The sequence below is a fragment of the Bradyrhizobium sp. USDA 372 genome, from assembly GCF_053629095.1.
Genome location: NZ_JBRJHR010000001.1, coordinates 6767220 through 6788646, shown reverse-complemented (window position 1 = coordinate 6788646; position 21427 = coordinate 6767220). Strand labels below are relative to the sequence as shown.

General features: G+C 65.2%; 16 protein-coding genes and 1 pseudogene. 7 read left to right on the top strand and 10 right to left on the bottom strand.

Translation table 11 applies throughout. From position 1 onward, the window contains the following. Positions 1 to 16 precede the first annotated feature (16 nt). Positions 17 to 1645, top strand: a complete 1629-nt coding sequence (locus AB7M16_RS31750; protein ID WP_453946361.1) for a thiamine pyrophosphate-dependent enzyme — start codon at positions 17 to 19, stop codon at positions 1643 to 1645. 171 nt (positions 1646 to 1816) lie between these two features. On the opposite strand, the gene alkB is transcribed toward AB7M16_RS31750, so the two are convergent. The 4 genes from alkB to AB7M16_RS31730 form a co-directional block, all read right to left on the bottom strand. After that, positions 1817 to 2470 carry a DNA oxidative demethylase AlkB gene (gene alkB / locus AB7M16_RS31745; RefSeq protein WP_453946360.1) on the bottom strand — a complete coding sequence of 218 codons (654 nt, stop codon included), beginning with the start codon at positions 2468 to 2470 and terminating at the stop codon, positions 1817 to 1819. A 9-nt stretch (positions 2471 to 2479) separates the two neighbouring features. Further along, positions 2480 to 3226, bottom strand: a complete 747-nt coding sequence (locus AB7M16_RS31740) for a 2OG-Fe(II) oxygenase (protein WP_453946359.1) — start codon at positions 3224 to 3226, stop codon at positions 2480 to 2482. 185 nt (positions 3227 to 3411) lie between these two features. After that, on the bottom strand, positions 3412 to 4098 hold the full coding sequence (locus AB7M16_RS31735) for a DUF2848 domain-containing protein (protein ID WP_172784091.1): 687 nt from the start codon (positions 4096 to 4098) through the stop codon (positions 3412 to 3414). Next, positions 4091 to 5440: an amidase gene (locus tag AB7M16_RS31730; RefSeq protein ID WP_453946358.1), complete on the bottom strand. Its 1350-nt coding sequence runs from the start codon at positions 5438 to 5440 to the stop codon at positions 4091 to 4093. Before AB7M16_RS31730 ends, AB7M16_RS31735 begins: the two co-directional genes overlap by 8 nt. A gap of 187 nt (positions 5441 to 5627) precedes the next feature. Here AB7M16_RS31730 and AB7M16_RS31725 point away from each other — a divergent pair, with 187 nt between their 5' ends. The 4 genes from AB7M16_RS31725 to AB7M16_RS31710 all read left to right on the top strand — a co-directional run bounded on the left by AB7M16_RS31725 (position 5628) and on the right by AB7M16_RS31710 (position 9550). Continuing rightward, on the top strand, positions 5628 to 6041 hold the full coding sequence (locus tag AB7M16_RS31725) for a Zn-ribbon domain-containing OB-fold protein (protein ID WP_027558650.1): 414 nt from the start codon (positions 5628 to 5630) through the stop codon (positions 6039 to 6041). Positions 6042 to 6044: 3 nt separating this feature from the next. Then, positions 6045 to 7184 (top strand): thiolase C-terminal domain-containing protein, encoded by a 1140-nt coding sequence (locus AB7M16_RS31720; protein WP_260382838.1) that lies wholly within the window; start codon positions 6045 to 6047, stop codon positions 7182 to 7184. 169 nt (positions 7185 to 7353) lie between these two features. Then, positions 7354 to 8268 carry an SDR family NAD(P)-dependent oxidoreductase gene (locus AB7M16_RS31715; protein ID WP_109144458.1) on the top strand — a complete coding sequence of 305 codons (915 nt, stop codon included), beginning with the start codon at positions 7354 to 7356 and terminating at the stop codon, positions 8266 to 8268. A 115-nt stretch (positions 8269 to 8383) separates the two neighbouring features. After that, the gene (locus AB7M16_RS31710) at positions 8384 to 9550 is read left to right on the top strand and encodes an SMP-30/gluconolactonase/LRE family protein (protein WP_453946357.1); all 1167 of its coding nucleotides are present in this window, start codon (positions 8384 to 8386) and stop codon (positions 9548 to 9550) included. Positions 9551 to 9607: 57 nt separating this feature from the next. Here AB7M16_RS31710 and ppc read toward each other — a convergent pair whose 3' ends face one another. The 5 genes and pseudogenes from ppc to AB7M16_RS31685 all read right to left on the bottom strand — a co-directional run bounded on the left by ppc (position 9608) and on the right by AB7M16_RS31685 (position 17181). Then, entirely contained in the window at positions 9608 to 12406 is a 2799-nt protein-coding gene (gene ppc, locus AB7M16_RS31705) for a phosphoenolpyruvate carboxylase (protein WP_212259765.1), read from the bottom strand. A gap of 416 nt (positions 12407 to 12822) precedes the next feature. Beyond that, on the bottom strand, positions 12823 to 13227 hold the full coding sequence (locus AB7M16_RS31700; RefSeq protein ID WP_453946356.1) for a YccF domain-containing protein: 405 nt from the start codon (positions 13225 to 13227) through the stop codon (positions 12823 to 12825). Positions 13228 to 13293: 66 nt separating this feature from the next. Next, entirely contained in the window at positions 13294 to 14385 is a 1092-nt protein-coding gene (locus tag AB7M16_RS31695; RefSeq protein ID WP_453946355.1) for a rhomboid family intramembrane serine protease, read from the bottom strand. Positions 14386 to 14647: 262 nt separating this feature from the next. Continuing rightward, positions 14648 to 16191 (bottom strand): annotated as a pseudogene (locus AB7M16_RS31690) (acyl-CoA synthetase). A gap of 180 nt (positions 16192 to 16371) precedes the next feature. Then, positions 16372 to 17181: a crotonase/enoyl-CoA hydratase family protein gene (locus AB7M16_RS31685; RefSeq protein WP_453946354.1), complete on the bottom strand. Its 810-nt coding sequence runs from the start codon at positions 17179 to 17181 to the stop codon at positions 16372 to 16374. Between the two features lie 105 nt (positions 17182 to 17286). On the opposite strand from AB7M16_RS31685, the gene AB7M16_RS31680 reads away from it, so the two are divergent. Both AB7M16_RS31680 and AB7M16_RS31675 read left to right on the top strand, forming a co-directional pair. Next, a complete protein-coding gene (locus AB7M16_RS31680) occupies positions 17287 to 18159 on the top strand; it encodes an SDR family oxidoreductase (RefSeq protein ID WP_453946353.1) in 873 nt (290 codons plus the stop codon). 222 nt (positions 18160 to 18381) lie between these two features. Continuing rightward, positions 18382 to 19959, top strand: a complete 1578-nt coding sequence (locus AB7M16_RS31675; protein WP_453946352.1) for a fatty acid--CoA ligase — start codon at positions 18382 to 18384, stop codon at positions 19957 to 19959. Positions 19960 to 20137: 178 nt separating this feature from the next. Here AB7M16_RS31675 and AB7M16_RS31670 read toward each other — a convergent pair whose 3' ends face one another. Beyond that, complete coding sequence (locus AB7M16_RS31670) at positions 20138 to 21412, bottom strand: acyl-CoA dehydrogenase family protein (protein ID WP_453946350.1); 1275 nt, start codon at positions 21410 to 21412, stop codon at positions 20138 to 20140. Positions 21413 to 21427 lie beyond the last annotated feature (15 nt).

The following is a 21427-nucleotide window of genomic DNA, read 5'->3' as shown; positions in this document are numbered from 1 at the left end:
AAATGGAAGTGCCAAAATGACCACCCTCACCGGCGGCGAAGCGATCGTAAGCGGGCTTGTCGCCCACGGCGTCGACACCGTGTTCGGCCTGCCCGGCGCGCAGGTCTACGGCCTGTTCGACGCCTTCCACCAGGCGCAGCTCAAGGTGATCGGCGCACGACACGAGCAGGCCTGCGGCTACATGGCATTCGGCTACGCGCGCGCCAGCGGCAGGCCCGGCGTGTTCAGCGTGGTGCCCGGCCCGGGCGTGCTCAACGCCAGCGCGGCGCTGCTCACCGCCTTCGGCTGCAACGAGCCGGTGCTCTGCGTGACTGGCCAGGTGCCGACGCAGTTTCTCGGCAAGGGCCGCGGCCATCTGCACGAGATGCCGGACCAGCTCGCGACCTTGCGCACCTATGTGAAATGGGCCGAGCGGATCGAACATCCCGGCAACGCGCCGACAATCGTGTCGCGCGCGTTCCAGGAGATGATGTCTGGGCGGCGCGGTCCCGCCTCGGTCGAGATGCCCTGGGACGTCTTCACGCAGCGCGCGGCAACAGTGCCTGCGCAGGTGCTGGAGCCGCTGTCGGCGCCGCAGCCCGATCCCGATATGATTAAGCAGGCGGCAGCGCTGATCAAGGCGAGCAAGGCGCCGATGATCTTCGTCGGCAGCGGCGCGATCGAAGCGGGTGAGGAGATCCTCGAGCTCGCCGAGATGATCGATGCGCCGGTGGTCGCCTTCCGCAGTGGCCGCGGCATCGTCTCCAATGCGCATGAGCTCGGGCTCACCATGGCCGCGGCGTACAGGCTGTGGCCGAACACCGATCTGATGATCGCGATCGGCACGCGCGCTGAGCTGCCGGCCTCCGGCTTCCGCTGGCCCTATCAACCGAGCGGCCTGAAATCCATTCGCATCGACATCGATCCGGCCGAGATGCGCCGACTCGCCGCCGATGTTGCAATTGTCGCCGATGCCAAGGCCGGTACGGCCGATCTCGTCGCGGCCGTGAAGAAGGCCGGCTACGCCAAGAGCCGCAGCCGACGCGAAGACATTCGCGAGGCCACCGCAGCAGCGCAAGCCGAGATCCAGCGCGTCCAGCCGCAGATGGCCTATCTCAACATCCTGCGCGAGGTGCTGCCGGCGGACGCGATCGTCACCGACGAACTGTCGCAGGTCGGCTTCGCCTCCTGGTACGGCTTTCCGATCTACCAGCCGCGCACCTTCATCACCTCGGGCTACCAGGGCACGCTCGGCTCGGGCTTTCCGACTGCGCTCGGCGCCAAGGTCGCCAATCCCGACAAGCCGGTCGTCGCCATCACCGGCGACGGCGGTTTCATGTTCGGCGTGCAGGAGCTTGCCACCGCCGTGCAGTTCAACATCGGCGTGGTGACGCTGGTGTTCAACAACAACGCCTACGGCAATGTCCGGCGCGACCAGCGCGAACGGTTCGACGGCCGCGTCGTGGCCTCCGATCTCGTCAATCCGGATTTCGTCAAGCTCGCGGAGTCCTTTGGCGTGACTGCTGCGCGCGTGACGGCGCCGGAGCAGTTCAGGGCGGCAATGGAGAAGGCGCTCGGCCACGGCGGGCCGGTGCTGATTTCCGTCGAGGTGCCCAGGGATTCCGAAGTCAGCCCGTGGGCTTTCATTCACCCGCCGAAGCCGTAAACGAAGCGTCGTCGTTCCGGGACTCTTCCCTTCTCCCCTTGTGGGAGAAGGTGGATCGCTGACGCGAAGCGGCAGCGAGACGGATGAGGGGTCTGTCTCCGCGGATCGAGACCCCTCATCCGCCTTCCCTTCGGGAAGGCACCTTCTCCCACAAGGGGAGAAGGAAACGCGTCAGCGCGTCCTGCGGAAGGTCAGATTGATCCGCTTCCGGCCGAGCAGCGGATGCTCGCCGTCGGCGAGCGGCGCGACGCCGTGATAGGCGAGCCTGCTGGCCCCGCCCCAGACCACCACGTCGCCATGGACGAGGCGGAAGCGGCGCGGCTTGTCGCTGCGCGCGAGGCCGCCGAACAGGAAGGTCGCGGGCAGGCCGAGCGAGACCGAGACGATCGGCGCGGAATAATCCAGCTCGTCCTTGTCCTGATGCAGCGACAGCCGCGTGCCCGGCTCGTAGCAATTGACGAGGCAGGCATCGGGGGCAAAGCCTTCAAAGCCGCCCTGCTCCGCGGCGCGGCGGGCGAGATCGCAAAACAGCGGCGGCATCGCCGGCCATGGCGCAGCGGTGCGCGGATCGATGGGGTCGTAGCGGTAACCGGTGTGATCGGTGATCCAGCCGCGCTCGCCGCAATTGGTCATCGCCACCGACATCTGATGGCCGCCGGGCGTCGTCATCCGCCGGAACGGCGATTGCGCCACGATGGCGCGCACGGTGTCGATCAGCCCGCTCTCGATCGGCTTGACGAAGCCGCGCAGCAGCACGGCGCCGTCGGCGATCTCCTCGCGCGGCGGCTGCGCCTCGGCGACGCTGTCGAACAAATCACCCGTCAATCGCAGCGCTCATTTGGCATCGTGGAAAATCACACCCAGCGTGTGGCGCTGGCCGGACCTGATCCGGCTGACGCCGTGGCGGAGATTAACGCGGTAGGTGCCGCGTGTCCCCTGCACCGGGCGATGATGCACAGCGAAGGCGACCGCATCGCCCTGCATCAGCGGCACCACCTCGGCCCGCGACTGCATGCGCGGGCGCTGCTCGGTCAGCACGAACTCGCCGCCGGTGAAATCGCGTCCGGGCTCGGAGAGCAGGATCGCAACCTGGAGCGGGAACACGTGCTCGCCATAGAGGTCCTGGTGCAGGCAATTGTAGTCGCCCGCCTCGTATTGCAGCAGCAGCGGCGTCGGCCGCGCCTGCCCGGCGTCGTGGCAGCGTTTCAGGAACGTCTCGTGTGTGGCGGGATAGCGGATGTGGATCCCCATCGCCTCGTTCCAGCGATTGGCGACGGCTTGAAGATGCGGGTAGAGCGCGGGGCGGAGCTGCGCGATCAGATCGGGCAGCGGATAGGAAAAGTACTTGTACTCGCCGCGACCAAAGCCATGGCGGCCCATGACGATGCGGCTGCGGAAGTGCGCATCGTCCGGGTAGAGCGCGGCGATGGCGCGGCATTGGTCCGGCGTCAGCAGGTTCTTCAGGACGGCGCAGCCCTGGGTGTCGAGCTCGGCGGTGATTTGGGGCCAGTCGAAGGCATCGACGTGGGCGGCGAGGTCAGCGGATGGCTTCTGGGGCGATTTGCGTGCTGTTGCTGTCATGGCTGCGACCTTCGCAAAGCAGACTCGCCCTCCGCCACCCGATTTCCGATGACTATCTCCCCGTCATTGCGAGCGAAGCGAAGCAATCCAGAATCTCTACGCGGAGACAGTCTGGATTGCTTCGTCGCAAGGGCTCCTCGCAATGACGGAGGAGAGAGTCGCGCTCGCAATGACGCGGAGAGAACTCAGCCCCTCACCGGCAGCGTCACCACGTCATACCCGTGCCGGATCGTCCGCTTCAGCACGGGATCCTCCAGCTCGAAGTCGAAGCGATCCGCCGGGCGGATGCCGCCCTTGGCGGCGAAGGTGCCGCCGAACATGGCGCTGCCGTCGGGGAACTTGCCGCCGTCAAAGCCGCGCGCGATGAGGTCAGCGACCGGCAACATCGCATCCAGCGTGCCCTCCTGGTAGAGCACACGCTCGCCCTTGATGGTGGCGTAGGAACGCAGGATCATCTTGTCCCAATGGCCGATGACGTCCTCGAGCTCCCAGAGCGTCGAGGCAACCGGCTTGTCGCACATCTGCTTGGAGACCGTGACGCTGTAGGCCTCGACCTTGCGGTCGGTGTGATCGGAGCCGCAGCCGACGAAGATGCGGCCCTGCCAGCCGATCAGCACGAACTCGACCTCGCCGGAGGAATCGCCACCGGTACATTCGATGCTGTCCTCCTGGGTCAGTCGCCGCGCCGAGGCGCGGTAGTAGATCGGCGTCGAGGCCGGGCGGGCGATGCCCATCTCCTCCAGCTCGGCGATGTGCTTGTCGCGCGCGACCGTGTCGCGGCCGGTCCAGCCGGCGATGACCAGCTGATCGATCGCCAGCGTCAGCGGCGTGGTGGCGTCCTTGGCGTCGATGGTGAAAGTCAGGTCAAACACGAATGACGGCCTCCATGCCGGCAGCAAGTTCGAAAATGCGATGGTCCGAGCCGCCTGCGCCCGCCAGCATCAGGCCGACGGGAACGTCGCCCTCGCGATGACAGGGCAGCGAGATGGCGCAACCGTCGATCAGGTTGATCAGGCTGCAATTGCGCAAGGCGCGGATGTTCTCGCGGGTGAAGGCCTGATCGTCGGCGAGGTCGGCGATCTTCGGCGGTGTGTTGGGCGTCGTCGGCAGCACCAGGGCATCATAGGGCGCGATGCGCGCGTTGACGCGCGCGATCAGCGAGCGGCGTTCGTTGAGCAGGTCGATGTAGTCGGCCGCGCTCTGCGCCTCGCCGCGCATGATGCGCACGGCGACCCTGCGATCGTAGACGTCGCCCTTGGCCGTGATGAGATAGCGGTGCCAGGCATAGCTCTCGGACGCCGCGAAGCCGCCCTTGGCATTCATCGGGCCGACGTCGTGGAACTCCGCCATCTCGATCCGCTCGATGATGGCGCCGTGATCGGACAGCGTCTTCAGCGCGCGCTCGAAGGTCTTGGCCACCTCTGCGTCGAGATCGTCGAGGGCGATCGTGGTGGGCACCGCGAGGCGCATGCCCTGGATCGGCCGCGGCCTCAACGCGACGATCGGCTCGCCCGCGAGCACGGCATCGAGTATGGCACAGCAACTGACCGATCGTGCCAGCGGCCCGATGCTGTCGAGCGAGAACGACAGCGGCACCGAGCCGTCGAGCGGCACGCGCCGCTGCGTCGGCTTGTAGCCCACGATGCCGTTGAAGGCGGCCGGAATCCGGCAGGAGCCGCCGGTGTCGGTGCCCAGCGCGCCATGCGCCATGCCGTCGAGCACGGACACCGCCGCGCCGGCCGACGAGCCGCCGGGCACGTGGCCCTCGGACCGGTTCCAGGCCCCCTTCGGCGTGCCGAAATGCGGATTGATGCCGATGCCGGAAAAGGCGAACTCGGTCATGTTGGTGCGGCCGATGACGACGAAGCCGGCCCCGCGCAGCCGCGCCACCGTCGCGGCATCGTGCTCGGCCGGGGCTGAGTCATCGAGCGCGCGCGAGCCGGCGCGCGTCACCTGGCCCTTGATGTCGAACAGATCCTTTATCGAGATCGGGATGCCGGCATAGCGCGACGGCGCCGCCTTGGCCTTGCGCAAGGCATCCATCGCGTCGGCCGCCGCGAGCGCGGCGTCCTTGTCGACGTGGATGAAGGCGCGCTGGCCTTCGCCGGCGGGGTCGGCGATCCTGGCGAGGCAGGCCTCTACCAACTTGCGGGAGGTGGTGCGGCCGCTTTCGAGGTCATCGGCGAGCTGCGCCAGTGTCGGAAAATCGGGCATGTCTGTCTCACGGAATATTCGCGCGCAATCTATAGCGCTGACTCAGCTCGACACAAGCATTGTGCGCATGATGGCATGCATGCGCATTGCTGGACCGTTGACGCGCCATGGTCGATTGTCGCATCAAGTTCGAAACCGGCGGGCGCGAGGCCTGTCGCTCGGGAGACTCTTGGGAGGAGCCGCCAACATGGCCGAACCGCAGCGCGCGCGACCGAAACCGACGCCGGAAACCCAGCATTTCTGGGACGGCACCAAGGCCGGCGAATTGCGCCTGCAGCGCTGCGATGCCTGCGCCCATGTCTACTTCCCGCCGCGCCCGTTCTGCCCCTCCTGCGCCTCGCGCAAGGTCAGCATCTTCAAGGCGAGCGGCAAGGGCTTTCTCTACAGCTACGTGATCAACCACCGGCCCGCCGCGCCCGGCTTCACGCCGCCTTACGCCATCGCGGTGGTCGAGCTCGACGAAGGCCCGCGGATGATGAGCAACATCATCGACTGCCCGCAGACCCCCGAGGCACTCGAGCTCGACATGAAGCTCGAGGTCGCGTTCCAGGAGCTCGACGACAAGATCACCCTTCCCGTCTTCCGTCCGGCGAAGGGGTAGACCATGCGCAAGAACCAGGTTGCCGTCGTCGGCGCAGCCGAGACCACCGAGCTCGGTGTCATCCCCAACGCCTCGCAGCTCCAGCTGCATGCGGACGCCGCGCTCAACGCCATTGCCGACGCCGGGCTGAAGCTCTCCGACATCGACGGCTTTGCCACCGCGGTCGAAACGCCGCAGCAGGTCTGCCATTATCTCGGCATCAAGCCGACCTGGGTGGACGGCACCTCGGTCGGCGGCTGCTCCTTCATGCTGCACGTCCGGCACGCGGCGGCGGCGATCGAGGCGGGTCTCTGCAAGACGGTGCTGATCACCCACGCCGAGAGCGGCAAGTCGATGATCGGCAAATTGCCGCGCTCGACGCCGGCCGACAGCCTCAACGGCCAGTTCGAGGCGCCCTACGGCGTCTACGGCCCGCCCAGCATGTTCCCGATTCCCGTCCTGCGCTTCATGAAGACCTACGGCATCACCCACGAGCAATTGGCTTCGGTGGCGGTGGTGCAGCGGGAATGGGCGGCGAAGAATCCGCGGGCGATGATGAAGGATCCGATCACGGTTGCCGATGTCCTCAACTCGCGCATGATCGCCTATCCGTTCCGGCTGCTGCAGTGCTGCCTCGTCACCGACGGCGGCGGCGCGCTGATCCTGACCTCGGCCGACCGCGCCAGGGATTTTCCGCGGAAGCCGGTCTACATCATGGGCACCGGCGAGAGCGTCGAGACGCCGATGGTCAGCCAGATGGAGACGTTCAACTCCTCGCGTGCGTTCAAGACGGCGGGGCCGCTGGCCTTCAAGGAGGCCGGCATCGCGCACGGGGACGTCGATCATCTCATGATCTACGACGCATTCGCGCATCTGCCGCTGTTCGGCCTCGGCGATCTCGGCTTCATGCCGTACGAAGAAACCGGCCAATTCATCGCCGACGGCAACACGCGGCCTGGGGCCAAGCTGCCGCTCAACACCAACGGCGGCGGATTGAGCTACATGCATTCGGGCATGTACGGCATGTACGCGCTGCAGGAGAGCGTGCGCCAGATGCGCGGGATCGCGCCGGCGCAGGTGCCGAACGCGAAGATTTCGGTGTGCCACGGCGTCGGCGGCATGTTCGCGGCGAGTGGCACGATCGTGTTCACGAACGAGAGGTAATTGCTGCTCGCCTCTCCCTCTCCCCGTTCTTACGGGGAGAGGGTTGGGGTGAGGGGCTGCATCCACATACACCAGACTCGCGGAGAGTCCCCCTCACCCGAATTCGAGCTTTGCTCGAATTCGACCTCTCCCCGCAAGCGGGGCGAGGTAAGAAAACAGGAGAACCCACATGAGCAAATCACTGCAAGACAAGGTCATCATCGTCACCGGCGCAGGGCGGGGCATCGGGCGCGAGATTGCGCTCTTGTGCGCGGCCGAGGGCGCCAAGGTCGTCGTCAACGATCCCGGCGGAGCTGCCGACGGCGCGGGCGCGAACGCGGCGCCCGCCGAGGAGGTGGTCGAGGAGATCAAGAAGCGCGGCGGCACGGCGGTCGCCAATTTCGAAAGCGTCGCGGAAGCTATTCCCGCCAGCAAGATCGTGAAGACCGCGACCGATCATTTCGGCCGGCTCGACGGCGTCGTCAACAATGCCGGCATCCTGCGCGACATGATCTTCCACAAGATGAGCGTGGAAGCCTTCGAGGCCGTCATCAAGGTGCATCTGATGGGCTCGTTCTACGTCAGCCACGCCGCGGCGCGCATCTTCCGCGAGCAGGAATCGGGCTCGTTCGTGCACTTCACCTCGACCTCGGGCCTGATCGGCAATTTCGGCCAAGCCAACTACGCGGCGGCCAAGCTCGGCATCGTCGGGCTGTCGAAGTCGATCGCGCTCGACATGGGCCGCTTCAACGTCCGCTCCAATTGCGTCTCGCCGTTCGCCTGGACGCGCATGATCGGCACCATCCCGACCGAGACCGACGCCGAGAAGGCGCGCGTCGAGAAAATCAAGCAGATGGGCCCGGAAAAGATCGCCCCCCTCTGCGGCTATCTGCTCGGCGATTCCGCCAAGGACGTCACCGGCCAGATCTTCGGCGTGCGCATGAACGAGATCTTCCTGTTCAGCCAGAACCGCCCGATCCGCTCGGTGCAGCGGAGCGAAGGCTGGACGCCGCAGTCGATTGCGGAACACGGCATGCCGGCGCTGAAGGGCTCGTTCTACAAGCTCGACCGCTCCGCCGACATCTTCACCTGGGATCCGGTGTAACCGATCCCTGCCTTTGCTGCATCGCGATCTCCGGTTGTCCAGCCGGAGATCGCCCGCTTTACGCCCGATTGCGGGCGGATGGTTTGCTCCCAATAAAAAAAATCGGGAGGCAACCATGACAAAACCACTGACCATTCCCGCAAATGGCAGCGAGCCCTCTCTCGCGCGCCGCACGCTGTTGAAGGGCGCTGCCGCCGCAGTCGCGGCGACGGGCGTCACCATGAACGGAGCCCTGGCCGCGTCCGTCGCGCCCCTCGGCCAGACCGGCGCACCGACGAGATCGACGGCGCCGCTGCCGCTCGGACCATTGCCGGGCAGCCGCTACCCCGACTCTCATCTGGAATCGGCCAAGAAGGGACCGCCGACTTTCGGTCCTTCCGGCTTTCCGGCCTTCGCCGGCACCATGGCGGTCGAGCGCGTCGCAACCGGCTTCCGCTGGGCCGAGGGGCCCGTCTATTTCGCAGCCGGGCGATACGTGCTGTTCAGCGACATTCCGAACAACCGCATCATGCGCTTCTGCGAGGACGACGGTCACCTCAGCGTCTATCGCCAGCCGTCGATGAACTCGAACGGCAACACGATCGATCGCGAGGGACGCCTGATCACCTGCGAGCACAGCGGCCGGCGTGTGACGCGGACCGAGCTCGACGGCTCGATCACGATCATTGCCGACAAGTACAACGGCAAGCGGCTGAACTCCCCGAACGATGCGGTGGTGACTGCCGATGGCGCGATCTGGTTCACCGATCCCGCCTACGGCATCGGCGGTTTCTATGAGGGGATCAAGGCCGACCCCGAGCAGGACAAGAAGAACGTCTACCGCGTCGATCCGAGGTCCGGAGAGGTCAAGGTCGTGGTCGACGATTTTGTCGAGCCCAACGGGCTTGCCATCTCACCCGACGAGAAGAAGCTCTACGTCTGCGACACCGGGTTCACCGACGGGCCGGACAATCCTTCGCATATCCGCGTGTTCGACCTCGACGTCGCGGCAGGCAAGGTCTCGAACAGCAAGGTCTTTGCCGACATGCCGAAGCCCGGCATCACCGACGGCGTTCGCTGTGACACCGAGGGGCGGGTCTGGTGCTCGGTCGGTTGGGGCGATCCGAACGAAGACGGCGTGCGCTGCTATACGTCCTCGGGCGAATTGCTCGGCAAGATCCACATTCCCGAGACCGTGGCAAACCTGTGCTTCGGCGGCCAGCAGCGCAACAGACTCTATATTTGCGGCTCGACATCGCTTTATGCCGTCTACACCAGCGTGCAGGGCGCGATGAAGCCGTGAGTTGGTGACGTCGAGTTTCCGGGTTCGCCCTTCGGGCGCCACGGAACGACGTCGCAGCTACCCGGTATTCCTCAACCCCGCCGAGATGCCGTTGATCGTCAGCTGGATCCCGCGCAGCACCTGCTCGTCAGGGTTCTGCGCGCGGTGCTCTCTCAAGAGCTCGACCTGCACGTGGTTGAGCGGATCGAGATAGGGGAAGCGGTGGCGCACGGAGCGCTCCAAGAGCGGGTTGCCCTGAAGCAATCGGTCCTGGCCCATGATATCGAGCAGCGTTTCGATGCAGGAATGCCATTCGCGGCGGATGCGGCCAAAAATCTTTTCGCGCAAGGCCTCGTCCGGCACGAGCTCGGCATAGCGCGAGGCGATCGCGATCGAGCTCTTGGCCAGCACCATGTCCATGTTCGACAGCAGCATGCGGAAGAACGGCCATTCCTTGTAGAGCTCTTTCAGGAACGGCATGCCCTGCTCCGGATGCTCCGCGATCCACTGCTCGACCGCGCTACCGAAGCCGTACCATCCCGGCAGCATCAGGCGGCATTGCGCCCAGGAGAACACCCAGGGAATGGCGCGGAGGTCCTCGATCGCGCGGGTCTTCTTGCGCGAGGCCGGACGGCTGCCGATGTTGAGCGTCGCGATCTCGTTGATCACGGTGGACGACCAGAAGTAATCGACGAAGCCCTCGGTCTCGTAGACGAGGCCGCGATAGGCCTTGAAGGCGAGGTTCGACAATTCGTCCATCGCGGTCAGATATTCGCGGCGCGGCGCGCTCTGGCGCGGATGCAGGAGACTTGCCTCCAGCGTCGCGGCGGCGAGAATTTCCAGATTGTTGCGGCCGACCTCGGCGTTGGAATATTTCGACGAGATGATCTCGCCCTGCTCGGTGATGCGGATCTGGCCGTTCACCGCGCCGCCGGGCTGGGCGACGATGGCGTCATAGCTCGGCCCGCCCCCGCGCCCGACAGAGCCGCCGCGGCCGTGGAACAGGCGCAAGCGCACGTGATGGCGCTCGAACACCTCGACGAGGCCGATCTCGGCCTTGTAGAGCTCCCAGCCTGAGGTAACGAAGCCTCCGTCCTTGTTCGAGTCGGAATAGCCGAGCATGACCTCCTGCACGCTACCACGGCTGTCGACGAGGCGGCGGTAATCGTGCAGCGACAGCATGCGGTCCATGATGCTGCTCGAGGCCTGCAGATCCTCGATGGTCTCGAACAGCGGCACGATGTTGATGGCGCTGCGGCCGGAGGGATGGACGAGGCCGACCTCTTTCAAGAGTACGGCGACCTCGAGCATGTCGGACATGCCCTTGCACATCGAGATGATGCATTGGGGAATGGCGTCCGAACCGAACTTCGCATGCGCTTCCGCGGCAGCATGGAACACGTTGAGCTCGCCCATGGTCTCGTCGCTGTATTTGACGAAAGGAGAGACCAGAGCGCGCGTCGAGCGCAGCTCGTTCGTCAGCAGCGAGATGCGGGCTTCCTCGCCGAGCGCGAGATAGGACATGCCGGGGTTGGCGGCGTCGATCAGCTCGGCGATGGTGCGCTCGTGCACCGCCGAGTTCTGACGGATGTCGAGCCGTGCAAGATGGAAGCCGAAGCAGTCCACCGCGCGGCGGAGCAGCCGCAGCCGGCCGCGGGCGATGACGCGGGCATTGTTGGAGATCAGCGAGCGATGCAGCACGTCGAGATCGGCCTGCAATTCCCTGACGCTCTCGTAAGGCGCCGCCTTGCCGACCGGCCGGCGCGTGATCTCGACTTCGAGCTTTTCAGCCGTCGCGGTGAGCCGGGCATAGATGCCTGAGACCGCGAGGCGATAGGGCTCCCCGCTCCGATGCGGCGAGGTGTCCGGCGAGCGCTCCGCCAAATTGCGCAGCTCCTCCGAGACGTCGGCGAGATGGGCTGCGATCGACAGCTCGGCGCCGAGCACGTGCAGCTCGTTGAGATAGAACTGCATCACCCGGCTCGACTGCAGCCGCAGCGTGCCGCGCATCACGTCGGCGGTGACGAAGGGGTTGCCGTCGCGATCGCCGCCGATCCAGCTGCCCATCCGCAGGAACGAGGCAAGCTCGCTCGCGGCCGCCTCGCCGCCCTGCTCCAGCCGGTCCTCCAGCGCGTTGACGAGCCGCGGCACCTCGCGCAGGAAGGTGTAGTCGTAGAACGACAGGCCGTTGGCGACCTCGTCCAACACGGTGAGCTTGGTCCGGCGCAAGAGATTGGTCTGCCACAGCGTCAGCACCTCGCGGCGCAGCTGCTCGTCGCCGGCATCGGCCTCCTCCGCGGTCATGGCGACACGCTCGCGGCGGTCGAGCAGGGCTGCGATCTCCATCTCGCGGTCCATGGTGCTCTTGCGGCGGACCTCGGTCGGGTGCGCGGTCAGCACCGGGCTGACCAGCGCGGTCTTGAAGAAGCTGCGGAGCTGGTCGGGACCAATGCCCGCCGCCTTGGCGTGCGCCAGTGTCTCCGCCAGCACGCCGGAGCCGCCATTCTTGGCCGCGCTGCGCGCGCGCATCTGGCGGATGTTGTTCTGGTCCTCGGCGATGTTGGCAAGGTGGGAGAAATAGCTGAAGGCGCGGACGATCCGCACCGTCTCGGAGGTCGACATGCTGTCGAGGATCTGCTCGAGCTCGCGGCGGGCGAGCCGGTCCTCGTCGCGGTGGAACCGGATCGAGGTCTGGCGGATGCGCTCGACCAGATCGAACAATTCGGCGCCCTCCTGGTCGCGCACGGTGTCGCCGAGAATGCGCCCGAGCAGGCGGATGTCGTCCCGCAGCCGGGCATCGGCCTCCATCGCCTGAACATCCTCAGGGCGGTTGGGGCGAAGCTCAGTGGCGTCGGATGGTACGGTCTGGAGGGACATGGCTCGCTCCCCTGCTCGCGCCCTTGGCGGCCCGGTCCGGCGGAGTGTGCGATATTTTTCTGCCGCAGTGCAAGATGAAGTTGGTGGCGGCGCGGCAGGGCGAAGATTTCTTGTCCCGGACGCGCTGCAACGCCCCTTAGCGTTGCAGCGCGTTCGGGACCGAGGAGCGACAGAGCACATGTGCCGCGACATGGGCCCGGCTCTGCAGCGCATCGCTGAACCGGACGATGCTTCGCATCGCCGGGGGAGCGCTGCGCTGCGTCCGGGGCACGAGAATGGTCGGCCTTGTCAACAAACATGCCTTCGCGGTCTCGCAGTGCTCGGGACATCCCGGCGAAGCGAAACCGATCATGTTTCATCATCCGAGAGCAGATGATGGGTTTCGCTGGCGCTCTACCCATCCTACCGCGTTCGCCCTACGCCGGCACGATCACCTTGCCGATCGGCCAGAGCGCGATGCCGGCGAGCTTGAGATGCGCCCAGGCGAAGGGGATGCCGATGATGGTGATGGCGAGAACGAGCGCGGTCACGAGGTGGCCGAGCGCCAGCCACCAGCCGGCGAGCACGAACCAGATGATGTTGCCGATCACCCCGAGCGGGCCGGTGCCGATATCCTCGACACCGGTCACGTCGTAGCGGCTGACCGCTTTCGAGCCGAACGGCAGCAGCGTGTAGACGGCGATGTTGAACGCCGCCCGCGCCCAGGGCAGGCCGATGATGGTGATCGCCATGACGATTGCGGCGATCAACCAGCCGAACGCCATCCAGGCGCCGCCGATGAGGATCCAGAGGATGTTGAGCAGAATAGATACGGGGGTCATGGGACTCAGGAGCCTCGAGCTTGTCCGGGTTCAACAAGCAGGCATATATGGGCGCGATCTCCGGAATCAAAGACCGTTGCGACGACTGCGTTCGGCTCGCAGTGACCTGCCGACGAATCCAACATCCGTGATTCCTCGCAAAATCTCCTTCGCACCGAGACAAAGCGTCAGCGCGGCGACGCCAACCGCGGCAAGTCCCGAGATGAGAATGGAATTGGGGCAGAATATGACAAGAAACAGGTCAAGCGGTATGTATCCAATCGGCATGTGCGGCCAGCAAGCAAACGCCAACGCCCAACCGCACAACAGCACTGCAGCAGCGTTCGCTCCGGCCAGGGTCGGCACGACGACCGCGAGACCCTTTTTCATAGAAAGCGCGAGATCGACCATCTTCACGACGGCACAGCATGCGACCACGATGACGACCATCAGCCCCCAAGCGGAAGCGTTTGTAGCGATGCTCTGAGCCGGACCGCTCCACGCCCACAGCGCGATGACGCAGGCTAGCAGAGTCAGGTTAACCTTGACGACCTCGGGAAACTTGCAACGAAGCGTCCAGGCATTCGCTGTTTCGACAAGGTCAAGCAATGCGCAAGTGATCAAGCCGGCTGCAAAACCGCCGAGATGGACGCCCCAGTCGATCCGCGAACTGCCGAGCGCGAACGCAATGTTCAACCCGATGTTTATAGCGAAGAAGTCGAACCCGACGTCGAGCTTGCCGAGTATCCACAGGCAGAGCAGCGCGCCGAGGATGCCCGACGTGGCGCCGGACGCCCCGACTGTCAAATAAGGCGTGGAATGGATGCCATTGCCGATGACGGCACCGAACACCATCGCACAGAGGTAGATGATAAGGAAATAGGCCGGCCCGACCCGCCGCTCGAGATGCGCGCCCCACAGCACCAGGCACAACATGTTCATGGTGAGGTGGACGAAATCAACGTGCAAGAAGCCATACGCGACGAGGCGCAAGTACTCGTGCCGCGCGATTGCGGTCGCGTACATGCCGCCGGACCGATACAGCAAGTCCGCCGGCGCCGACGCGCCGCCCGCCAGGATGAAGCAGAAACCCGACGCGAGGACAGTGACCGTCATCATCACGTAGACGGCGGCATGGGGGACTTCGAAGAAGCCAGGACTGGCACGGTACGGGGGCATGGACGACCGAAGCGGGTTGGCGTGGGCACCCAACCTAGCCGAGCCGATCGATGATTGCTACTCCAGCGCGTACCTGGCGGTCTCGGCTACCGCCCCTCCATCTTCGGGTCGCGCTTCTCTTTGAAGGCCTTCATGGTCGATCGTGGTCGACAAGACGCCGACGCTGAGGCCGTGCCGTCGCGCTCCTTGCGCAGGTCGAGCCCGGCGCAGGACGTAAGCGAGATTGGTGGCACGCTTCCGCCTTGCCCACCATACCATATCGTCAGATCTTCCGGCCCGCCTGCTCCCAATAGGGGTCGCGCAGGCGGCGCTTGAAGATCTTTCCGGAATCTTCGCGCGGCAGGCCGCTGCGGATCTCGATGTGCTTGGGCACCTTGTAGTCGGCCAGATGCGCCTTCAGGCTGGCACGGACACTGGCGGCATCGAGCGTCACGCCCGGCTGCGGCTCGACCACGGCCATCAGCGCCTCGCCGAACTCGGCATCGGGGATGCCGAACACGGCGCAATCATGCACGCCTGATACGGCGTGCAGCACGGATTCGATCTCGGCCGGATAGATGTTGACGCCGCCCGAGATCACCATGTCGCGCTTGCGGTCGCAGATGAAGACGTAGCCGTCTTCGTCGATATAGCCGACGTCGCCGGAGGTGATGAAGCCGTCGCGGTCGATCTCGGCGCGCTTCTCCGGCTTGTTGTGATAGGTGAAGTCGGCCATCTCGGCCATGCGGGAATAGATCTCGCCGATTTCGCCGACGCCGAGCACGCGTCCGTCTTCGCCGATGAAGCGCAGCTCGGCGCCGGGCGAGATCTTGCCGACGGTGCCGGGCTTCTTCAGCGCATCCTCGGAGGTCGCGAAGGTCACGGCGCTGGATTCGGTCGAGCCGTAGAATTCGTAGATCACCGGACCCCACCAATCGATCATGGCACGCTTGACGTCGGCCGGGCATGGCGCGGCGGCATGGATGACGTGGCGGAGCGAGGAGACGTCGTACGTCCTGCGCACCTCCTCGGGCAGCTTCATCAGGCGGATGAACATGGTCGGCACCATGAAGATGGTGTCGATCTCAAAGCGCTCGATCGCCTGCAGGAATTCCTCCGCCTCGAAGCGTGGCATCAGCACCAGCACCCCGCCGAGCTTGCCGGCGCGGATGCCGAACGAGTTCGGCGCGGAATGATAGAGCGGTCCCGGCAGCAGCGCGCGGGCGCCGGGCTTGAGCCCATAGATCATCGCGCGCATGCGCTCACCCGCGGCCTGCTGCTCCGGCGTCGGCGCGTTGCGGCGGACGCCCTTGGGATGGCCCGTGGTGCCCGAGGTATAGATCATGTTCATCGGCTGCGGCACGATCGGACCGTCATAGGGCGCATGTTGCGTAAGCCAGGCTTCGAAATCGGTCGCAAAACTCGGCGTCGTCAGATGATCCGGATCGATCTTGTAGTTGTAGCGATTTCGGGCGGCGTCGGCACGCTGAGCACGGTAACTCCCTCAGGAATCGCATCGCGCAAACCATGCAGCATGTCGGCATGAGCGATCAGGACGGCGGTGCCGGAATCTTCGAGGATGTAGGTGATCTCCTCCGGCTTGAAGTGCCAGTTGATCGGCACGCCATAGGCCCCCAACCGCATCGCGGCGTAGGCGGCTTCCAGGAAGGCGATGTCGTTGCGCATCAGCATGCAAACGCTATCGCCCTGGCGGACGCCGATCTTGGCGAGGCCGGCGGCGATGCGGTCGGCGCGGGTCGCGACTTCGGTGTGAGTGCGGCGGCGGTCGCCGGAGACGATGCCGAGGAAGTGAGAGGTTTCGTTCATTTGTCGAGTTCCGATCTTTCGTCGGGTTGAAGATTTTTAGCCACGAGCACCCTCGTCATTCCGGGATGCGGCGAAGGCGCAGGCTACGACGCGCAATGGCGCATCTGAGAATCCATAATCACGAGTCGGGGTTATGGATTCCGGGCTCGATGCTTCGCATCGCCCCGGAATGACAAGAGGCTAATCCACAAAATTCGGCGCGCGCTTCTCCAGGTTGGCGCGGACCGCCTCGGTCTGGTTGGGGCTGCCGATCAGCTTCTGCTGCTCGACGGATTCGGCGAGCAGTGCCGGGCCCGGATCGACCGAGAGATCGTTGAGCATCCGCTTGGCCGCCCGGATCGCATCGGGGCTTTTCCCTGCGATCTCGCGCGCGACCTCCAGCGCCACAGCGCGCGGATCGTCGCAGATGCGCGTGGCGAGGCCGTAGGCCATCGCCTCCTGCGCGGAGAAGATGCGGCCGGTGTAGGTGAGATCGCGCAGGATGTCGTCGCGCACCAGCGAGGCCAGGATCGGCGTGCCCGCCATGTCTGGCACTAGGCCCCATTTGATCTCCATGATCGACATCCGCGCATCCGGGCTGAGGAAGCGCATGTCGGCACCGAGCGAGAGCTGGAAGCCGCCACCGAAGGCGACGCCGTGCACGGCGGCGATCACGGGCATCGGAAGCTGGCGCCAGCCCCACACCGCCTGTTGCGCGAAGTTGGCCTTGCCATAGGTGCGCACCGTGAGATCGCGATTTTCGCCCCCCGGAATTCCGTTGCCGCCCTTCTCCTTCATGGCGGCAAAACGCCCCATGTCCAGCCCGGCGCAGAAGGCGCGGCCTTCGCCCGAGAGCACGACGGCGCGCACGCCTTTTTCCCTCGAAAGCCGGTCGGTTGCGGCGACGAGGGCCTCGAACATGGGCTGATCCAGCGCGTTCATCTTGTCCGCGCGCACCAGGCGCACGTCGGCGACGCCTTCCGAGATCGAGACCGAGACGCGATCTTCCATGGATCAATTCTCCCCTGTTCTTGTTCGGTGCCGCTTTACAGGACGACGGCGGCCGGATTTAGTCAATCGACCAATTAACTGACAATCCCTACGGGGGAAACAGCCATGTTCAAGGAAAATCTTCTGGCCGGCCGGCGCATCCTCGTGACCGGCGGCGGCACCGGTCTCGGCAAATCGATGGCGGAGCGCTTCCTCCAGCTCGGCGCCGAGGTGCACATTTGCGGCCGACGCAAGATCGTCTGCGACGAAACCGCGACCGAGCTGATGGATCGCTACGGCGGCCGCGTCACCAGCCACGGCGTCGACATCCGCAACGCGCTCGCGGTCGAGGAGATGATCGAGACCATCTTCCGCGATGGTCCCCTCACCGATCTCGTCAACAATGCGGCCGGCAATTTCATCTCGCGCACCGAGGAGCTCTCGCCGCGCGGCTTCGATGCGGTCGCCAACATCGTCATGCACGGCACGTTCTACGTGACGCATGCGGTCGGCAAGCGCTGGATCGCCTTGAAGCAGCCCGGCAACGTCGTCTCGATCACCACGACCTGGGTGCGCAACGGCTCGCCCTACGTGGTGCCGTCGGCAATGAGCAAGTCGGCGATCCACGCCATGACGATGTCGCTTGCCACCGAATGGGGACGACACGGCATCCGCCTCAACACCATCGCCCCGGGCGAGATCCCGACCGAGGGCATGAGCAAGCGCATCAAGCCGGGCGACGAGGCCGGCGCGCGCACCAAGGCGATGAACCCGATGGGCCGCGTCGGCACCATGGAGGAGTTGCAGAACGTCGCCGTGTTCCTGATCTCCGGCGGCTGCGACTGGATCAACGGCGAGACCATCGCCATGGATGGCGCCCAGGCGCTCGCGATGGGCGGCAACTTCTACCAGCTCCGTGACTGGAGTGACGACGACTGGAAAACGGCGCGCGAGAGCATCATGGCGCAGAACGAGAAGGACCGCGCGAAGCGGGGGTGATGTTCTCTCGTGCCCCGGACGCGGCGCAGCGCGCCGCCTTCGGCGTGGTGCGCTGCAGAGCCGGGGCCCATGTCGCAGCATGCTGGGTCCCGGCTCAGCAGCGCATCACTTCGTGCTGCGCAGCGTCCGGGACACGAGACGGCGGCATTCTCCTGCCATCTTGTCTTCATCCGCCGATGACGCCACACTCCCCCGCATAAAAACAAGAGCTACGGGAGAAACATGTCCACACAGCCATTGGCGAACCTCGCCGACATGGTGCGCGAGCGTGCGAAGAGCCGCGGCAGCGCCATCGCCTACGAGTTCGAACGCCGCACCACCAGCTTTGCCGAGTTCGACATCAAGACCAACAAGGTCGCCAACGCGCTCTTGGCAATGGGCGTGACGAAGGGCGATCGCATCGCCTATCTCGGCAAGAACAGCGACATCTATTTCGAGCTCTTGATGGGTGCGATGAAGGCTCGCGTGGTGATGGCGCCGGTGAACTGGCGGCTCGCGGGGCCCGAGGTCGCCTTCATCGTTTCGGATTGCAAGGCGCCGGTTTTGTTCGTCGGGCCCGAATTCATCACACAGGTGCGCCAGATCAGGGACCAGATACCGGGCGTGCGCACCATCATCACCGCCGAGGGCGGCGTGCCGGAATGGCCAGATTTCACGGCGTGGCGCGATGCGCAGCGCGGCGACGATCCCAAGGTGCCGATCGACACCAAGGACATCGCGATCCAGCTCTACACCTCGGGCACCACGGGCAAGCCGAAGGGCGCAATGCTGAGCCACGCGAACTTCCTCAACCTGGTGCAGACCGGCAACGCCGAGGACAAGCCGGAATGGAACCGGTGGTCGACCGACGACGTCTCGCTGGTGGCGATGCCGATCTTCCACATCGGCGGCTCCGGATGGGGCGTGATGGGTCTCTATCACGGCGCTCGCGGCGTGATCGCGCGCGAGTTCGATCCGACCAAGGTTTTGGATTTCTTCGAGCAGTCGGGCATCACAAAGCTGTTCATGGTACCGGCGGCGATGCAGTTCGTGGTGCGGCAGCCGCGCGCCAGGACGGTCGACTTCTCGCGGCTGAAATACATGCTGTACGGCGCCTCGCCGATTCCCGCAGCACTGCTGAAGGAATGCATCGAGGTCTTCAAATGCGGCTTCGTCCAGATGTATGGCATGACCGAGACGACAGGCACCATCGTCGCGCTGCCGCCGGAGGACCACGTCGAGGGGCTGGAGCGGATGCGCTCGGCCGGCAAGGCGCTGCCGGGGGTCGAAATCGCAATTCTCGACGCCGACGGCAAGCCGCTGCCGCCGCGCCAGGTCGGCGAGATCGCGACGCGCTCGGGCTCCAACATGGCGGGCTATTGGAATCTGCCGGAAGCCACCGCCGCGACGCTGCGCGGCGACGGCTGGCTGCGCACTGGCGATGCCGGCTACATGGACGAGGACGGCTACCTCTACATTCACGACCGCATCAAGGACATGATCATCTCCGGCGGCGAGAACATCTACCCGGCCGAGGTCGAGAGCGCGCTGTGCGACCATCCCGACGTCGCGGAAGCCGCCGTGATCGGCGTGCCCGACGAGCAATGGGGCGAGGCGGTGAAGGCGGTCGTGGTGATGAAGCCCGGCAAACAGGCGACCGCCACCGACATCATCAACTTCACCCGGACGCGCATCGCCGGGTTCAAGACGCCGAAGAGCGTGGAGTTCCTGCCGGCGCTGCCGCGGAATCCGTCAGGCAAGATCCTGCGGCGGCAGCTGCGCGAGCCGTATTGGGCGGGGAAGGATCGACGGGTGAACTAATTAATCCATAATCTCTCCGCGGAGACATCTCTGGATTGCTTCGCTGCGCTCGCAATGACGGTGTGGAGACAGGAGCGCATCTCTCTCCTCCGTCATTGCGAGGAGCCCTTGCGACGAAGCAATCCAGGCTGTCTCCACGGAAAGACTCTGGATTGCTTCGCTGCGCTCGCAATAACAGTCAACGCTTCCCCGGCCCCATATAGCCGAACAGGAACCCTGCCACTTTCCGCATCTGGATCTCCTCGCTGCCTTCGGTGATCCGATAACGGCGGTGATGGCGATAGATGTGCTCGAACGGCTTGTGGCGTGAATAGCCCATGCCGCCATGGACCTGCATGGCGCGGTCGGCGGATTCGCAGCAGAGACGGTTTGCCCAATAGTTGCACATCGAGACGCGGTCGGACAGTGTGCGCTCGATCTGCTCCTCGTTGAGCTGGTCCATTTCCCAGGCGGTCTTGCGGATCAAGAGGCGTAGCATCTCGGCCTGCGTGGCGAGCTCGACCAGCGGGAATTGAATCGCCTGGTTCTCGGCGAGCGCCTTACCGAACGGCTTTCGCTCGCGTGCATACTTCACGCTCTCGTTGATGCAGTAGACCGCGGCGCCGAGCGAGCTCGCGGCCTGACGGATGCGGTTCTGGTGCACGAAGCATTGCGCCAAGGATAGACCGCGGCCGACCTCGCCGAACTGCGCATCTTCGGGCACGAACACGTCGGTAAAGCTCACGCGCGGATGGTCGGTCGGCATGTTGAAGGTCCACATATACTCCTCGACCTTCACGCCAGCGCTTTTCGCCGGCACCAGGAAGCAGGTGATGCCGCGGGCATCGCCGTTATTGCCGCTGGTGCGCGCGAACAGCGCGCAGTGGGTGGCGACATGCATGCCCGTGGTCCACATCTTCTCGCCGTTGATGACCCAGCCCTTGACGTTGTCGCGCGTCGCGGGCACCGCGCGCGTCTCCATGTGGGTGGCGTCCGAGCCGTGATGCGGCTCGGTCAGGCCGAAGGTGATGCGGTACTTGCCCCTGATCGAGCCGTCGATCATCGCCTTCTGGTCGTCGCGGCCGTAGCGGTCGAGCATGGTGACGACGGGAAAGTTGCCGACAATGGAGTGCTCGTTCTGGAGGTCGTTGTGCAGGCCGAGACCCTTTGCGGCGAAGTGCTCGCGGATCACGGCCATCCACAGGTTGGAGCCGTCCTTGCCGCCATATTGCTTCGGCACCGGAAAGCGCAAATGCCCGGCGGCATCCGCAAGATCCTTGGCCTTGCGCAGCAGCGCCTCCCATTCGTGGCGCGGCAGACCGCCATTCTCGAAATCCGTGCGCGCCCATTCGCGGCGGTGGTCGAAGAAGCGGATGTTGTCGTCGGCTTGTTCGAGCGGCTTGATCTCGCGCTCGATGAAACGGTCGAGCTCTCCGAGATAGGCGACGAGATCGGCAGGCAATGAGAAATCCACAGGTTCTCTCCCGGA

Bases quoted from the DNA above. Each gene is read 5' to 3' on its own strand.
- AB7M16_RS31750 (WP_453946361.1), top strand. From the start codon at position 17: ATGACCACCCTCACCGGCGGCGAAGCGATCGTAAGCGGGCTTGTCGCC.
- AB7M16_RS31740 (WP_453946359.1), bottom strand. From the start codon at position 3,226: ATGACAGCAACAGCACGCAAATCGCCCCAGAAGCCATCCGCTGACCTC.
- AB7M16_RS31730 (WP_453946358.1), bottom strand. From the start codon at position 5,440: ATGCCCGATTTTCCGACACTGGCGCAGCTCGCCGATGACCTCGAAAGC.
- AB7M16_RS31725 (WP_027558650.1), top strand. From the start codon at position 5,628: ATGGCCGAACCGCAGCGCGCGCGACCGAAACCGACGCCGGAAACCCAG.
- AB7M16_RS31720 (WP_260382838.1), top strand. From the start codon at position 6,045: ATGCGCAAGAACCAGGTTGCCGTCGTCGGCGCAGCCGAGACCACCGAG.
- AB7M16_RS31715 (WP_109144458.1), top strand. From the start codon at position 7,354: ATGAGCAAATCACTGCAAGACAAGGTCATCATCGTCACCGGCGCAGGG.
- AB7M16_RS31710 (WP_453946357.1), top strand. From the start codon at position 8,384: ATGACAAAACCACTGACCATTCCCGCAAATGGCAGCGAGCCCTCTCTC.
- ppc (WP_212259765.1), bottom strand. From the start codon at position 12,406: ATGTCCCTCCAGACCGTACCATCCGACGCCACTGAGCTTCGCCCCAAC.
- AB7M16_RS31700 (WP_453946356.1), bottom strand. From the start codon at position 13,227: ATGACCCCCGTATCTATTCTGCTCAACATCCTCTGGATCCTCATCGGC.
- AB7M16_RS31695 (WP_453946355.1), bottom strand. From the start codon at position 14,385: ATGCCCCCGTACCGTGCCAGTCCTGGCTTCTTCGAAGTCCCCCATGCC.
- AB7M16_RS31685 (WP_453946354.1), bottom strand. From the start codon at position 17,181: ATGGAAGATCGCGTCTCGGTCTCGATCTCGGAAGGCGTCGCCGACGTG.
- AB7M16_RS31680 (WP_453946353.1), top strand. From the start codon at position 17,287: ATGTTCAAGGAAAATCTTCTGGCCGGCCGGCGCATCCTCGTGACCGGC.
- AB7M16_RS31675 (WP_453946352.1), top strand. From the start codon at position 18,382: ATGTCCACACAGCCATTGGCGAACCTCGCCGACATGGTGCGCGAGCGT.